The sequence below is a fragment of the Streptomyces sp. NBC_00236 genome (assembly GCF_036195045.1).
Taxonomy (GTDB): Bacteria; Actinomycetota; Actinomycetes; order Streptomycetales; family Streptomycetaceae; genus Streptomyces.
In genome coordinates this window covers 2,574,876-2,589,229 of the sequence record NZ_CP108100.1, presented here as the reverse complement: position 1 = coordinate 2,589,229, position 14,354 = coordinate 2,574,876, and the positions used below count along the sequence as shown (strand labels likewise).

At 68.9% G+C, this 14,354-nt stretch carries 13 protein-coding genes and 2 tRNA genes; 10 read left to right on the top strand and 5 right to left on the bottom strand.

The features are described 5' to 3' along the window. The first annotated feature begins 222 nt into the window (after positions 1–222). Positions 223–711, top strand: a complete 489-nt coding sequence (locus OG446_RS11560) for a ribose-5-phosphate isomerase (RefSeq protein WP_328893944.1) — start codon at positions 223–225, stop codon at positions 709–711. An 84-nt stretch (positions 712–795) separates the two neighbouring features. Beyond that, the gene (locus OG446_RS11555) at positions 796–1,620 is read left to right on the top strand and encodes an Fpg/Nei family DNA glycosylase (RefSeq protein ID WP_328893943.1); all 825 of its coding nucleotides are present in this window, start codon (positions 796–798) and stop codon (positions 1,618–1,620) included. 94 nt (positions 1,621–1,714) lie between these two features. Here OG446_RS11555 and OG446_RS11550 read toward each other — a convergent pair whose 3' ends face one another. After that, complete coding sequence (locus OG446_RS11550) at positions 1,715–2,947, bottom strand: GNAT family N-acetyltransferase (RefSeq protein WP_328893942.1); 1,233 nt, start codon at positions 2,945–2,947, stop codon at positions 1,715–1,717. Positions 2,948–3,052: 105 nt separating this feature from the next. Here OG446_RS11550 and OG446_RS11545 point away from each other — a divergent pair, with 105 nt between their 5' ends. Continuing rightward, a complete protein-coding gene (locus tag OG446_RS11545) occupies positions 3,053–4,198 on the top strand; it encodes a PP2C family protein-serine/threonine phosphatase (protein WP_328893941.1) in 1,146 nt (381 codons plus the stop codon). Positions 4,199–4,255: 57 nt separating this feature from the next. Here the strand turns inward: OG446_RS11545 and OG446_RS11540 are convergent, their stop codons facing one another. After that, positions 4,256–5,419, bottom strand: coding sequence for a cation:proton antiporter (locus OG446_RS11540; RefSeq protein ID WP_328893940.1), 1,164 nt, complete (start codon positions 5,417–5,419; stop codon positions 4,256–4,258). Positions 5,420–5,672: 253 nt separating this feature from the next. On the opposite strand from OG446_RS11540, the gene OG446_RS11535 reads away from it, so the two are divergent. Next, entirely contained in the window at positions 5,673–6,158 is a 486-nt protein-coding gene (locus tag OG446_RS11535) for an HD domain-containing protein (RefSeq protein WP_328893939.1), read from the top strand. Between the two features lie 78 nt (positions 6,159–6,236). Here the strand turns inward: OG446_RS11535 and OG446_RS11530 are convergent, their stop codons facing one another. Next, positions 6,237–7,403 (bottom strand): acyltransferase family protein, encoded by a 1,167-nt coding sequence (locus OG446_RS11530; protein WP_328893938.1) that lies wholly within the window; start codon positions 7,401–7,403, stop codon positions 6,237–6,239. A 498-nt stretch (positions 7,404–7,901) separates the two neighbouring features. Here OG446_RS11530 and OG446_RS11525 point away from each other — a divergent pair, with 498 nt between their 5' ends. After that, positions 7,902–8,096: a hypothetical protein gene (locus tag OG446_RS11525; protein ID WP_328893937.1), complete on the top strand. Its 195-nt coding sequence runs from the start codon at positions 7,902–7,904 to the stop codon at positions 8,094–8,096. A 112-nt stretch (positions 8,097–8,208) separates the two neighbouring features. On the opposite strand, the gene OG446_RS11520 is transcribed toward OG446_RS11525, so the two are convergent. Then, a tRNA-Gly gene (locus tag OG446_RS11520) sits at positions 8,209–8,282 on the bottom strand. A gap of 165 nt (positions 8,283–8,447) precedes the next feature. Between OG446_RS11520 and OG446_RS11515 the strand changes: the two genes are divergently transcribed. The 5 genes from OG446_RS11515 to clpX all read left to right on the top strand — a co-directional run bounded on the left by OG446_RS11515 (position 8,448) and on the right by clpX (position 13,161). Further along, a tRNA-Pro gene (locus tag OG446_RS11515) sits at positions 8,448–8,524 on the top strand. Positions 8,525–8,675: 151 nt separating this feature from the next. Next, on the top strand, positions 8,676–10,070 hold the full coding sequence (gene tig, locus OG446_RS11510; protein ID WP_328893936.1) for a trigger factor: 1,395 nt from the start codon (positions 8,676–8,678) through the stop codon (positions 10,068–10,070). Positions 10,071–10,335: 265 nt separating this feature from the next. Beyond that, positions 10,336–10,941 (top strand): ATP-dependent Clp protease proteolytic subunit, encoded by a 606-nt coding sequence (locus OG446_RS11505; protein WP_168713553.1) that lies wholly within the window; start codon positions 10,336–10,338, stop codon positions 10,939–10,941. A gap of 80 nt (positions 10,942–11,021) precedes the next feature. Continuing rightward, on the top strand, positions 11,022–11,705 hold the full coding sequence (locus tag OG446_RS11500; protein WP_306070064.1) for an ATP-dependent Clp protease proteolytic subunit: 684 nt from the start codon (positions 11,022–11,024) through the stop codon (positions 11,703–11,705). Between the two features lie 157 nt (positions 11,706–11,862). Next, positions 11,863–13,161: an ATP-dependent Clp protease ATP-binding subunit ClpX gene (clpX, locus tag OG446_RS11495; protein WP_148018684.1), complete on the top strand. Its 1,299-nt coding sequence runs from the start codon at positions 11,863–11,865 to the stop codon at positions 13,159–13,161. Between the two features lie 74 nt (positions 13,162–13,235). Here the strand turns inward: clpX and OG446_RS11490 are convergent, their stop codons facing one another. Then, the gene (locus OG446_RS11490; protein ID WP_328893935.1) at positions 13,236–14,234 is read right to left on the bottom strand and encodes a hypothetical protein; all 999 of its coding nucleotides are present in this window, start codon (positions 14,232–14,234) and stop codon (positions 13,236–13,238) included. Positions 14,235–14,354: the final 120 nt, after the last annotated feature.

Genomic DNA, 14,354 nt, shown 5'->3' with positions numbered 1-14,354 from the left:
CCTTACGTTTTCGGATCACTCGGTTGCGTGACTGGCCGTACCACGGTGGTGGAGCGGCAAGCGATGCATTGAAGCCCGGTGAACCCCGAAAGCGGAACCCCTCACTCCGATTCGTTGACCGGATCGTTGCCTCTGTGGCATCCCGCACACAGGGCCCGCACATCGGGGCCACACCGCACCCCGTCGTCGGTTACCCGGCGTCGCTCGTGCCACACTCCTCCCATGCGCGTGTACCTCGGATCCGACCATGCCGGTTACGAACTCAAGAACCACCTCGTCGAGTGGCTCAATACACAGGGCCACGAAGTCGTCGACTGCGGTCCTCACATCTATGACGCCCAGGACGACTACCCGCCGTTCTGCCTGCGCGCCGCCGAGAAGACGGCCGCGGACCCGGACAGCCTCGGCATCGTGATCGGTGGCTCCGGCAACGGCGAGCAGATGGCCGCGAACAAGGTCAAGGGCGTCCGCGCCGCACTCGCCTGGAGCGAGCAGACCGCCGCGCTGGGCCGCGAGCACAACAACGCCAACGTGATCTCCATCGGCGGCCGGATGCACACGGCCGAGGAGTCCACGAAGTTCGTCGAGATCTTCCTCTCCACCCCGTACTCGGGCGAGGAGCGGCACACCCGCCGCATCGAGATGCTCACTGCGTACGAGAACACCGGCGAGCTCCCCCCGATCCCGGCCCACCACCCGCAGCAGGGCTGACCACCCCATATCCTGAACCGTGCCGCCGGTACCCCCGGCGGCACAGCCATGTCCGCCCGCGCCTCAACGAGGAGAACCGCAGCCGTGCCCGAGGGACACACGATCCACCGCCTCGCGGCCGATCACCGGGACAGGTTCGCCGGACGGCCCGCGCGGGTGAGCAGCCCGCAGGGAAGGTTCTCCGCCGGCGCCGCCCTTCTCGACGGCCGGGTCCTGGAAGGCGCGGAAGCCCACGGCAAGCACCTCTTCCTCGGCTTCGAGGACTCCGGCTGGGTGCACATCCACCTCGGCCTGTTCGGCAAGCTCGGATTCGGTACGGTCCCGGCCCCGCCGCCCACCGACACGGTCCGGCTCCGCCTCCTGAACGACGCGCACCACGCGGACCTGCGCGGCCCCACCACCTGCGCCCTGATCACCGACGCCGAGAAGCGCGCGATACACGACCGGCTGGGCCCCGACCCGCTGCGCCCCGGCGATGACGGCGAGCGCGCCTGGCAGCGGATCTCCCGCAGCCGGATCACCGTCGCCGCCCTGCTGATGGACCAGAAGGTCGTCGCGGGCGTGGGCAACGTCTACCGCGCCGAGGTGCTGTTCCGGCACGGCATCGACCCGTACCGGGCCGGCAAGGACCTCACCCGTCGCGAGTGGGACGCGATCTGGGCGGACCTGGGCGCGCTGATGCGCGAGGGCGTACGGAACAACCGCATTGACACCGTGCGCCCCGAGCACCTGCCCGAGGCGATGGGCCGCCCGCCGCGCGTGGACGACCACGGCGGTGAGGTGTACGTCTACCGGCGCGCCCGGCAGGCCTGCCACATCTGCGGCACGGAGATCCGCACGGCGGACCTGGCGGCCCGGAACCTGTTCTGGTGCCCGGACTGCCAGAGGATCAGCCCGTCCGGCGATTGAGGACGAAGCCCGTCACCGGACGGACCCGCACCCCCCGGGCCCCGCGGCAGCCACCGGCCCCGTCTAGAACCCCCGCGGCAGCCACCGGCCCCGTCTAGAACCCCCGCGGCAGCCACGGCGCCACGTCGGACAGGAACGCCGACGACGCCTCCGCCACCGCCCCGGCCCGCAGCTCCCGGACCCGCCCGGCCAGGGCCAGTGAGCCCAGTGACTCGCCGCCCAGGTAGGCGGTGCCCAACTCCCGTACGGACAGGGCCAGATCGGCCGCGTCCTCGGTGCGCTTGCACGACGCGCCGCCCTTCGCGTCGGCGGTCAGCCGCCAACGTCCGGCGTTCCAGGGGCAGAACGCGTCCTCGACCTCGAACACGACGTCCAGCGGCCCCCGGTAGGTCCGCGCCTCCAGCGCGGCGCCCACGTCCACCAGTCGCAGATGGAGCGAGTCCCGCTGGCGGATGTCGCACCGCCGTACGTCCGACACCAGATGCAGCACCGCGTCGTCCGTCGGCCGGTTCCGCGCCTCGACCGTCGACGTCAGGTCGATCGCGAACAGGAACCGCCACAGCGCCGCGTAGGCCGCCGGGTCGAGCGCCGCCAGATCGCTCACCACGATGCGCCCCTTGGGGCCCGCATCGTTCCAGTCCGGCTTGATGTGGTAGTTCGTGTAGCCGACGAGTTCGCCGTCACGTTCCGCCAGCAGACACTGCAGCGCCGAGCCGCCCGCGCGGGAACTCTCCGGATCGATCAGCGACTTGCGCTCCCAGCCGGGGCCGTGGGCCGGGGTGCCCGGCCGGCCCGGGACGAGCCGCGCGTACACGCTCTCGCACGCCTCGACCGCCTCGTCCTCGCGCGCGTACCGCAACCGGACCTCGTCCGTGCCCTCGGGCACGCTCAGCCGCACCCGGTCCGTGTCGATCGCCAGGGACATCTGGCGGGTCGCCGCCCCGTACCCGAAGCGGCCGTAGATCTCCGGCTCCGACGCCGTCAGCACCGCGATCGGCTCACCCAGGGCCCGTACGTCGTCGAGCTGGCGGCGCATCATCGAGGTCAGCAGACCGCGCCTGCGGTGCGTGGAGGAGACGCTCACCATCGTGACTCCGGCCGCAGGAACCAGTGCTCCACCGGGCACGGCCAACCGGAACGTGAACGCACCCGCCGTCGCGACCACGTCGTCGCCGTCCCAGATCCCGAGGGACCGTTCGTACTCGGTCACGGACCGGTACTGCTCGCGCTGCTCGGCGGGCTCCTCGGACCCTCCGAACGCGAGCTCCAGGGACGAGAACCACTTGTTCCATTCGGAAGGCTGCAAAACACGGAGCTCAGTTGTCATATGCCATCCCTACCAGGGCTTTCACAGCGGGGCGAGTCGTTTTCGAACACATTGTCACAGGGGTCCCCCTGCACCGGAGCCCGTCGGGTGGATAAGGTCCCCGCAATGGCCCGACGCGCAGGAGCAGAGACATATCCGGCCCGATTGAGGAAATCGGCGCACCGGGTACGCACCACGCTGCGCCGCTCCGGGGTCGACTACTTCCGCGGGGACGGCTCGGACTGGATCGCTCTGGCCGCGCTGCTGCTGACCATTCCGGCGATCACCTGCGCGACCCTGCTGAACCCGGTGTGGTGCTCGCCGACCGTGCTCGTCCTGCCGATCGTCGCGGGCGGCCTGCTGCTGCGGCCCGCCAGCCTGCTCGGCCTGTACGCGACCGCCGCCGCGGCCCTGATCGTGGAATCCCTCTGGCTCGGCCCGTACGAGGACGGCCCGGCCCGGGTCACCCCCGGCACCGTGCTGACGGTCGCCGCCTGCGGGTTCCTGGGCCTGATCCTCGCCCAGTTCCGCGCCAGGGTCGGCGTGCCGTGGCGACGCGGTGGCACCATGCTCTTCGACCTGCGCGAACGCATCCGGATCCAGAGCGCCCTGCCCCGCCTCCCGCAGGGCTGGCACCGCGAGATGTCGCTGCGCCCGGCCGGCGGCCAGTCCTTCTCCGGGGACTTCGTCGTGGCGGCCCGCACCAACGGCGGCCGCACCCTGGAGGCCGTGCTCACCGACGTCTCCGGCAAGGGCATGGACGCCGGCTCCAGGGCGCTGCTGCTCTCCGGCGCCTTCGGCGGACTGCTCGGATCGCTGCCGCCGCACGGCTTCCTGCCCGCGGCCAACGGCTATCTGCTGCGCCAGGACTGGGACGAGGGCTTCGCCACCTCCATCCATCTGGTGCTGGACCTGGAGTCGGGCGACTACGAACTCCTCTCGGCGGGCCACCCGCCGGCCCTCCAGCTCCACGCCGGCAGCGGCCAGTGGGAGGAGATGGCGGCGGAGGGCCCGCTGCTCGGGGTGTACGACGGGGCGGAGTTCGACGCCGTGAAGGGCCATCTCGCGCCCGGCGACGTCCTGATGCTGTTCACCGACGGTCTGGTGGAGGCATCCGACCGGGACATCGCGGAAGGCATCGACCGGCTGACGGGCGAGGCCGACCGCTATGTCACCACGGGCTTCGAGGGTGCGGCCTGGCATCTCATCGAGGCCTGCGCCAAGGACGTCAACGACGACCGGGCGCTGCTGCTGCTGTCGCGCCGGTCCTGAATCCGGAACCGTACGGAACCGGCCCGAACCGGATGCACGTCAACACGGACAGGTCCATCACCGGATCGGGAGCGGAACCGCCTCGCGCCCGCCGGGCAGCAACCGGGCCAGCCAGTGCGAGCGCCCGGCGGCCAGGGGAGCCAGGACCGCGAGGACCAGCACATAGCCCGCGATGAACGGGGAGAGCCGTTCGTCCAGCCCCGCGCCCGCCGCCATCGTGGCGAGGATCAGCGCGAACTCGCCGCGCGCCACCAGGGTCGTGGAGATGTTCGCCGTGGCCTGCGCGCCGAACGCGTACACCTTGGCGGCGGCGAGTCCCGCGACGACGTTCATGGCGAGGGTCACCGCCACGGCGGCGAGCACCGGCCACAGCACGGTCGGCAGGTCGCCGGGGTTGATGGAGAGGCCGAACGCGAAGAAGAAGATCGCTCCGAAGGCGTCCCGCAGCGGATGCACCAGCTTGAGGATGCGTTCCCCCGAGGTGGTGCTGCCGAGCATCAGGCCCACCATGAAGGCGCCGATGGCGTCCGCGACCCCGAACCACTCGGAGATCCCGGCCACGAGGACGGCGGCGCCGAGGAAGGAGATGACGAGGAGTTCGTCGTCCCGGGTGTTGATGAGCTTGCCGATGACCTTGGTGCCGAACCGGGCGGCCAGCGCGAGGAGCAGCAGGAAGCCGAAGGCCTTGCCGCCGTCGACCGCGGCCGACGCGAGGCTGTCGGCGCCCGAGAGGATGGGCTGGAGGGCCGCCAGGTACAGGGCGAGGAACACGTCCTCGACGACGATGATGCCGAGGATCGGCTTGGTCTCCGGGTTGCCGATGCGGCCGAGGTCCACCAGGACCTTGGTGACGATGGCCGACGAGGAGATGCCGAGCACCCCGGCGAGGACCAGTGCCTCCGATGTGCCCCAGCCGAGCGCGAAGCCGAAGCCGAGTCCGGCACCGACGTTCAGGGCGAGATAGGCGCCGCCCGCGACCGCCATCTTGCGGCCGCCCGCTTTGAGGTCGTCGAGGTGGAACTCCAGGCCGAGGTAGAAGAGCAGCAGCACCAGGCCGAGTGCGGAGAGCATCTCCAGGTCGTGCGGGTCGGCGACGAGCACGATGCCGGGGGTGTGCGGGCCGAGGAGGATCCCGGCCAGGATGAACAGGGGGATGGTCGGCAGTCCGATGCGGCTGCCGACGCGGGCGAGCACTGCGGCGGCGAGGAAGGCGCCGCCCATGGCGATGAGCGTGTCTGCGTGTCCGATGAGCTTGATCCTTCGTCGGGTCGTCGGGTCGTCGGGTCAAGAGAGCGTCAAGAAATCGTCAGTAATTAGTTTACCGAACGATTGACGCTGCAACTATGACGGCCCCGACGGCCCCGACGGCCTCGACGGCCCCGACGGCCTCGACGGCCCCGACGGCCCCGACGACCCCGACGGCCTCGCGACGAAGGGCGGGCATCGGCGGTGCGACCCCTCCTAGGCTCGGGCCATGACCGCATCACGAGCACAGTTGACCCTGACCGAAGTCGAGGCGATCGCCCGCGAGGCCCATGCCGAACAGCGGGACAAGGCGGGCAGGCCGTACAGCGAGCACCTCGCGGCCGTTGCCGAGGGGGTACGGGCCCGGGGTGGCAGCGACGACCAGATTGCCGCGGCCTGGCTGCACGACGCCGTCGAGGACGACGCCCTGACGGAGCGGTGGCTGGCCGATGCCGCACTTCCGCCGCAGGTCAAGGACATGGTGCTGGCCGTCACCAAGCGGGACGGCGAGGATCTGACGGCGTACACCCGACGCATCCTGGCCACGCCCGGCGCCCTGCTGATCAAGGAGGCCGACCTCGCGCACAACGCCGACCCGGCCCGCCTCGCGGTGCTGGAACCGGCGACCCGTACCCGGCTGAGCGAGAAGTATGCGCTGGTACGGGGGCTGCTCGGGCTCACCGCACCGCAACCGCCCGCCGAGCAGCAGGATTGAGCCAACACGTCGGAGCCCGGCCCATGAGCGGGCCGGGCTCCGGTGTACGCGGATGTCCGCGGGTGCGATGTCCCGGTCTCAGAGCTTCGCCGACTCCCGCCGGAACGCCCAGTTCATGTCCGGCTCGGTCACACAGCGCAGGACGCGCCGCACCGGCGGAGTGCACAGCAGCGTCACCCCGGCCGCGGCGACGACGCTGACCAGTACCAGTCCGGTCGGGGAGATCAGCCACTCGTTCCGGTCGAAGACACCCGTATACGTGGCGCCCTTCACCATGAACCCGTGCAGCAGATAGCCGCAGATCGTGCCGGCCCCGAGCACGGTGAACCACATGTGGCGCCGGGGGACCAGGGACAGGAAGGCGGCGGTGAGCAGCGTCGCGCAGCCGAACAGCGCGAACGTCATCACCACGCCGGTCCACCACGGATTGCCCATGTCCTGGGCGGCCGAGTTGTGCAGGAACCAGCCCAGCTCCATCCGGGGCGCCGCCCAGTACGCGAAGACCAGCGCGACCGCGAACAGCGGCACGGCGATCATCCGCACCTCGCGGCGGCGGACCAACTGGAAATGCTCGGGCTTGAGTTGGAGCCCGAGCACGAAGTACGGCAGGAACTGCAGGACGCGCGGCAGGTCGAGATCGTTTCCGATGCTGGGGGCGAGCGAGGCAAGGGACGCGATGACGAGCGAGACCGCCATCGGGTGACGCAGGCTGCGCCACAGAGGTGTGGTGAGCCGCCAGATGAACAGGGCGGCCAGGAACCAGGTCAGGTACCAGGGCTCGGTCAGGGTGATCGGGGCGCCGGGGTCGTCCGCGTACCGCCGGAACAGCGAGTACGCCGTCTCGAACACCACGTACGGCACGGCGACTCCGGTGACCAGACGTTTCACCTTGGCCGGACTCATGTCGAACGAGCGTGAGAAATAACCGGAGATGATGATGAAGGCCGGCATGTGGAACGTGTACGTCACCATGTACAGCGCACGCGCGGCCCTGCTCCCGTCCATGACCGGCACCCACGAGTGGGCCACCGCGACCAGCACGATGGCCAGGTACTTGGCATTGTCGAAGTAGGCGTCACGCCTCTTCGCGCCGGCCGTCCGCTCGGCACCGGCCGGCTGCGCAGGCCGGGCGGGGGCCTGTGCGGGCCCGTTGTCCGTCGCCGTCGGTGCTTGGCGTCTGGGCTCCGACTCCCGGGTCGCCGGTGGGAGCGTGGCCCTCTGAAATACGTTCGGAGCTTGGAACATCTCAGGCACCCTAGACGTCTCGATTGCAATTCGTAAAACCGCCGTCGAATATCGCGCGTTCCCGTCTGATCAAATGCCAAACCATCGAAATCTGTCCGATATGGACGTGTTAATCCCGCTTAAATCGTGCATATCGGCAGGTAGTTGGGGTGGGTGAATTACGTCTCGCCTGGGTGCGGGTAATGCCTGTGAATAAACTGTGTGGGTACGGAAACGACCGCCGTTGCAATTGCTGCGCCGTCCGGGATTTTCCCTGCTGAGCGCTCCGGTGCCCTCCGCGCGGCTGCCCGGCCGCGGCTGCGCCCGGACCCGTCAAGCGACCGGCGCGCAGGGCGCACAGGGGGCGCAGGGGGCGCAAGTTGGCGCGATATCGCCAGGTCGATTCGTCACCTGGCAGCGACCACAGGGGAGTTGGTGGCACCATGGACGGCAACGGAGGAGTGCGTGGCCGTACACCTCCGGGCCGGCAAGGCGGACCGACCGAGGGTGTGAGCAGTCGTGGCCATTTCGCTGTCTGTGGTGCTTCTTTTCGCGATCATCCTGGTGGTCATGATCCGAGGCGGTTCCATCAAGGCCGGACCCGCGGTCGTCGCGGCGCTCTTCGGCTTCTTCCTGGCATCGACCGGCATGGCGCCGTCGATCCAGAGGTTCATGGAATCGATAGCGCAGAGCATCAACCAGATCAGCTTCTGAGGCCTCCGGCCCCGGGGCGGTGCGACCGCCCCGGGGCCGGGCCCCCGGGACATGCGAAGGGCCCGGTCCGGCGGACATCCCCGAGGGGATCCGCCGGGCCGGGCCCGAAGCATGGAGCGGGCGACGGGAATCGAACCCGCGTAGCTAGTTTGGAAGACTAGGGCTCTACCATTGAGCTACGCCCGCATGCAGCGCACCGCAGGTCACCGGGACCGCGGCACGAGAAGCATCGTAGCGGGTCGCAGGCGCTGCCCGCACACCCGATGGCGACGCGCGGCGCCGAGTCCGGCGAAGCCCGCGTAAAGCGTCCGATGCACCGCCTGTCTGCATGTACCCTACGTGTCGCACCGACGGGGTGTGGCGCAGCTTGGTAGCGCGTCCGCTTTGGGAGCGGAAGGTCGTCGGTTCGAATCCGGCCACCCCGACCACCGGCAAGATCGCATTGTGGGAGTTCTCCCCCTTGCCGTTACTATGCAAAATGCGTGCCCGTGTGTCTGATGTACCGGGCTCGGTCCGCGAAGCCGCCTCCTGTGCGGTGGAGCAGAACCCCAAGAAGTCAGCCACCAAGGAGACCGAACCGTGAAGAGCGCCGTGGAGACCCTGAACCCGACCCGGGTTCGGCTCAGCATTGAGGTGCCCTTCGAGGAGCTCAAGGACAGCCTCGACGCGGCGTACAAGAAGATCAACCAGCAGGTCACGGTGAAGGGGTTCCGCAAGGGCAAGATCCCCAACCGGGTCATCGACCAGCGGTTCGGCCGTGGCGCAGTGCTGGAGGAGGCCGTCAACGACGCGCTCCCGAAGTTCTACACCGAGGCCGTCAACGAGGGCGAGCTCAACGTCCTCGGCCAGCCGGAGGTCGACATCACGGAGCTGAAGGACGGCGAACTGCTGTCCTTCACCGCCGAGGTTGACGTACGCCCCGAGATCGAGATCCCGGACTACTCCGGCATCGAGGTCACCGTCGACGCCCTTGAGGTCAGCGACGAGGACGTCGAGAAGGCCGTGGAGCAGCTCCGTGAGCGCTTCGCCTCGACCAACCCGGTCGAGCGCGCCGCCGCCGAGGGTGACGTCGTCACGATCGACCTGCAGGCCAAGGTCGAGGGCGAGGTCCTCGAGGACGGCGTGGCCGAGGGTGTCTCGTACACCATCGGTTCCGGCGAGCTCCTCGAAGGCATCGACGACGCCGTCACCGGCCTGGAGGCGGGTGGCGAGGCCACCTTCACCTCCCAGCTGAAGGGCGGCTCCGCCGAGGGCAAGGACGCGGAGGTCACCGTCACGGTCACCGCCGTCGCCGCCCGTGAGCTCCCCGAGCTGGACGACGAGTTCGCCCAGATGGCCAGCGAGTTCGACACGCTGGAGGAGCTGAAGGCGGACAGCCGCAAGCGCCTGGAGGAGACCAAGCAGTACGAGCAGGCCACCCAGGCCCAGGAGCGCGTCCTCGAGGAGTTGCTGAAGCTCGCCGAGGTCCCGATCCCGGAGAAGCTGCTCGCGGACGAGGTCCAGACCCGCAAGCACAACCTGGAGCACCACCAGCTCGGCCAGATGGGTCTCGACCTCGAGAAGTACCTGGAGATCCAGGGCAAGACCCTCGAGGAGTTCGAGGCCGAGACGTCCGAGCAGGCCGTCAAGGGCATCAAGACCCAGTTCATCCTGGACGAGCTCGTCAACAAGGAGAAGCTGAACGTCAACCAGGAGGAGCTCACCGAGCACCTCCTGCGGCGCGCGCAGTCCTCCGGCATGAGCCCCGACCAGTTCGCCCAGGCCGTCGTCGAAGGCGGCCAGGTGCCGATGCTCGTCGGCGAGGTCGCCCGCGGCAAGGCGCTGGCCGTGGTCGTCGAGGCCGCCAAGGTCATCGACACCAACGGTGAGGTCGTCGAGCTGGAGGACGACGAGGAGACGACGGAGGAGGCAACCGAGGTGGTCGAGGCCGCCGAGGGCACCGCCGACGTCGCCGAGGAGAAGACCGAGGCCTGAGCCTCGCGCTGAACCCGCACGACGGGCTCCGGACGCCACCGCGTCCGGAGCCCGTCGTCGTATCGGCGGACGCCCCCCACAACCCTTGTGCGGACTGCGGAGCTTGCGCTCCCAGCGAACAGTTGCGGAAGCGGGATGGCGTTGTCCCACCTGCGCGTTAGGGTCCATGAAGAGGAAGGGTCGGGGAGTCCCGGCCCACCCGGTACGAAGACGCTGAGACGGCCGGAGCCGTCAGAGACGAGCAGGTGGATACGTGACGAATCTGATGCCCTACGCCGCCGGAGAGCCGTCCCTCGGTGGAGGCCTCGGTGACCAGGTCTACAGCCGACTGCTCGGCGAACGCATCATCTTCCTCGGTCAGCAGGTCGACGATGACATCGCCAACAAGATCACCGCGCAGCTCCTCCTCCTTGCCGCCGAGCCGGACAAGGACATCTACCTCTACATCAACAGCCCCGGTGGTTCGGTGACGGCCGGCATGGCGGTCTACGACACCATGCAGTACATCCCGAACGACGTCGTCACCATCGGTATGGGCATGGCGGCCTCCATGGGCCAGTTCCTGCTCACCGGCGGCGCCGCCGGCAAGCGCTTCGCGCTCCCGAACACCGACATCCTCATGCACCAGGGTTCGGCCGGTATCGGCGGTACCGCCTCGGACATCAAGATCCAGGCCCAGTACCTGCTGCGCACCAAGCAGCGGATGGCGGAGATCACCGCCCGCCACTCCGGCCAGACCGTGGAGACGATCATCCGCGACGGCGACCGTGACCGCTGGTACACCGCGGAGGAGGCCAAGGAGTACGGCCTCATCGACGAGATCATCACGGTCGCATCGGGCGTTCCGGGCGGCGGCGGCACCGGCGCCTGACCCGGTCAGTACCGGATCGCGTCGCACCGCACCGCTTTTCTCTCGTACGCCGAGACATCCAGCCACAGAACGCCACCAGGATGGTGAACACCCACATGAACAACTTCCCCGGCGCGTCCGCTAACGGCCTCTACACCGGCCCGCAGGTGGACAACCGCTACATCGTCCCGCGCTTCGTGGAGCGCACCTCGCAGGGCGTGCGCGAGTACGACCCGTACGCGAAGCTCTTCGAGGAGCGCGTGATCTTCCTCGGCGTGCAGATCGACGACGCGTCCGCCAACGACGTCATGGCGCAGCTGCTGTGCCTGGAGTCGATGGACCCGGACCGGGACATCTCGATCTACATCAACAGCCCCGGCGGCTCGTTCACCGCGCTCACCGCGATCTACGACACGATGCAGTTCGTGAAGCCGGACATCCAGACGGTCTGCATGGGCCAGGCGGCCTCCGCCGCCGCCGTGCTGCTCGCCGCGGGCACGCCGGGCAAGCGCCTGGCGCTGCCGAACGCGCGGGTCCTGATCCACCAGCCGTCCTCGCAGACCGGCCGTGAGCAGCTCTCCGACCTGGAGATCGCGGCCAACGAGATCCTGCGCATGCGGGCCCAGCTGGAGGAGCTGCTGGCCAAGCACTCCACCACGCCGATCGAGAAGATCCGTGACGACATCGAGCGCGACAAGATCCTGACCGCCGATGACGCCCTCGCCTACGGCCTGGTCGACCAGATCGTCGCGACCCGTAAGAGCGCGGCCGGAGCGGCCGCCTGACGTCGGCCTTTACCCCTTGGTACGGCAGGGTCACCCGGCCCCGGCCGTGTGAACCGTGCCAAGGGGGGCCCGAACGGGGGCCCAGGCAAGGTACCGTCGGATAGAGGCACCAGGAGCCGCTGAACCAGGCGTCTCCCAGGCGAAGGGGAAGCACCTCGTGGCACGCATCGGTGATGGCGGCGACCTGCTCAAGTGCTCGTTCTGCGGAAAGAGCCAGAAGCAGGTGAAGAAGCTCATCGCGGGACCCGGTGTGTACATCTGCGACGAGTGCATCGATCTCTGCAACGAGATCATCGAGGAGGAGCTCGCGGAGACGAGCGAGGTCCGCTGGGAGGAACTTCCCAAGCCCCGCGAGATCTACGAGTTCCTCGAGGGATACGTCGTCGGGCAGGAGCCCGCGAAGAAGGCCCTCTCGGTCGCTGTGTACAACCACTACAAGCGGGTCCAGGCCGGGGAGAACGGCGGCGGTGCGAACCGTGACGACGCGATCGAACTCGCCAAGTCCAACATCCTGCTGCTCGGCCCCACGGGCTCGGGCAAGACCCTCCTCGCGCAGACACTGGCCCGCATGCTCAACGTCCCGTTCGCCATCGCCGACGCGACGGCGCTGACGGAGGCCGGCTACGTCGGTGAGGACGTCGAGAACATCCTGCTGAAGCTGATTCAGGCCGCGGACTACGACGTCAAGAAGGCCGAGACCGGGATCATCTACATCGACGAGATCGACAAGGTCGCCCGTAAGAGCGAGAACCCGTCGATCACCCGCGATGTCTCCGGCGAGGGCGTTCAGCAGGCCCTGCTGAAGATCCTTGAGGGGACCACCGCCTCCGTACCGCCGCAGGGCGGCCGGAAGCACCCGCACCAGGAGTTCATCCAGATCGACACGACGAACGTGCTGTTCATCGTGGGCGGTGCCTTCTCCGGCCTGGAGAAGATCATCGAGTCCCGGGCCGGCGCCAAGGGCATCGGCTTCGGCGCCACGATCCGCTCCAAGCGGGAGATCCAGGCGAGCGACCAGTTCCAGGAGGTCATGCCGGAGGACCTGGTGAAGTTCGGGATGATCCCCGAGTTCATCGGCCGCCTCCCGGTCCTGACCTCGGTCCACAACCTGGACCGCGAGGCACTGCTCCAGATCCTCATCGAGCCGCGCAACGCCCTGGTGAAGCAGTACCAGCGGCTCTTCGAACTCGACGGTGTGGAGCTGGAGTTCGAGCGCGAGGCGCTGGAAGCCATCGCGGATCAGGCGATCCTGCGCCAGACCGGCGCGCGCGGCCTGCGCGCGATCATGGAGGAAGTCCTCCAGTCGGTGATGTACGAGGTGCCGTCCCGCAAGGACGTCGCCCGGGTCGTCATCACCGCGGACGTGGTCCGCAACAACGTCAACCCGACGCTGGTCCCGCGCGAGCCGCGGACGATCGGCAAGGGCGACGAGGGGCGGCACGAGAAGTCCGCGTAGCGGTGTCGTAGAGACCAACGCGAAGGGGCGCCCCGCCGGTTCGGCCGGCGGGGCGCCCCTTCGCGTTGCGTGGGTCAGATCTTGGTGCGGGAGGTGTTGTAGAGCTTGGCGGTCACGTCCGCCACCTCGTCCTGAGCCATTCCCTTGCCTGTCATGGAGAGGGCCACGTCGACCCCGATCACCGTGCCCACCGTGCTGTAGTCGGCCCAGACGCAGATCGGGATGGTGAATTCCTTCGGCCCCTTGGCGGCAGTGCCGTCGCCGTCCTTGTTCAGCACCTTCATGTCCTGGCACTTCATGAGGGCGCCCTTGAAGCCTGCCGGCGTCATGGCCTTGGGGCTGCCGACGCGCTCGAGCTCCATTCCTTCGGAGCCCTCCTTGAAGTCCGCCTCCGCGTTGTTGAAGGCGTTGTCGATGACCTTCGCAGGGTCGGTGACGTCGCCCCAGTACCCCGAGAGCGTGACCGTCTTGACCGCGAGCGGGTTGTCCTCGGTGCCCGTCTGATAATTGGCGCCCGCCTTCTGCGGGCTCTTGATGCCAAGATTTTCGAGCCTGGACTTCTCTTCACCGGTCGGCGCTCCCGACTCCCCGGAGCCGGCCTGCTTCTTGTACCCGTCCAGCGTCGCCGCCGGCGTCAGCTTGTACCCCTTGGTGGAGTCCGCGACGTCGCTGTTGCTGGCGCCGCCCGACGTCAGCATGTACACCCCGCCGCCGATGACCGCCAGCGCCACGATCACGCCGCCCACGATCAGGCCCGTCTTCTTCTTCGGCGGGGCGGCCGGCGGGAAGCCCGGCTGCTGGCCGTAGACCGGCTGGCCGCCGTACGGGGGAGTGGGGGGCTGCTGGCCGTACGGGCCGGGCTGCTGGGCCTGCGGGTACCCGTAGCCCGGCTGCGGGGGCTGCTGCTGGGGCGGGACGCCCTGGGGGGCCTGCTGCGGGTAGCCGTAGCCGGGCTGCCCCTGCGGCGGGCCCTGCGGCGGCTGACCGCCGTAGGGGCCCGGCTGCTGGCCGTACGGTCCGGGCTGGCCCTGCGGCGGCTGGCCACCGTACGGGCCCGGCTGGTTGTAGCTCATCTGCGGTGTCCCCTGTTCGTGATGCTTATGCGTTCCGAACATCCTGACGGACGGCCCGCGGGGATGGGGCACCGGGAGGCACACCGTTACTGAACAAACCGGTTTCAGTGCATGACTGTG

Bases quoted from the DNA above. Each gene is read 5' to 3' on its own strand.
- OG446_RS11530 (WP_328893938.1), bottom strand. From the start codon at position 7,403: ATGTTCCAAGCTCCGAACGTATTTCAGAGGGCCACGCTCCCACCGGCG.
- OG446_RS11560 (WP_328893944.1), top strand. From the start codon at position 223: ATGCGCGTGTACCTCGGATCCGACCATGCCGGTTACGAACTCAAGAAC.
- OG446_RS11500 (WP_306070064.1), top strand. From the start codon at position 11,022: ATGGTGAACACCCACATGAACAACTTCCCCGGCGCGTCCGCTAACGGC.
- OG446_RS11535 (WP_328893939.1), top strand. From the start codon at position 5,673: ATGACCGCATCACGAGCACAGTTGACCCTGACCGAAGTCGAGGCGATC.
- OG446_RS11540 (WP_328893940.1), bottom strand. From the start codon at position 5,419: ATGGGCGGCGCCTTCCTCGCCGCCGCAGTGCTCGCCCGCGTCGGCAGC.
- OG446_RS11505 (WP_168713553.1), top strand. From the start codon at position 10,336: ATGCCCTACGCCGCCGGAGAGCCGTCCCTCGGTGGAGGCCTCGGTGAC.
- OG446_RS11550 (WP_328893942.1), bottom strand. From the start codon at position 2,947: ATGACAACTGAGCTCCGTGTTTTGCAGCCTTCCGAATGGAACAAGTGG.
- OG446_RS11490 (WP_328893935.1), bottom strand. From the start codon at position 14,234: ATGAGCTACAACCAGCCGGGCCCGTACGGTGGCCAGCCGCCGCAGGGC.
- OG446_RS11545 (WP_328893941.1), top strand. From the start codon at position 3,053: ATGGCCCGACGCGCAGGAGCAGAGACATATCCGGCCCGATTGAGGAAA.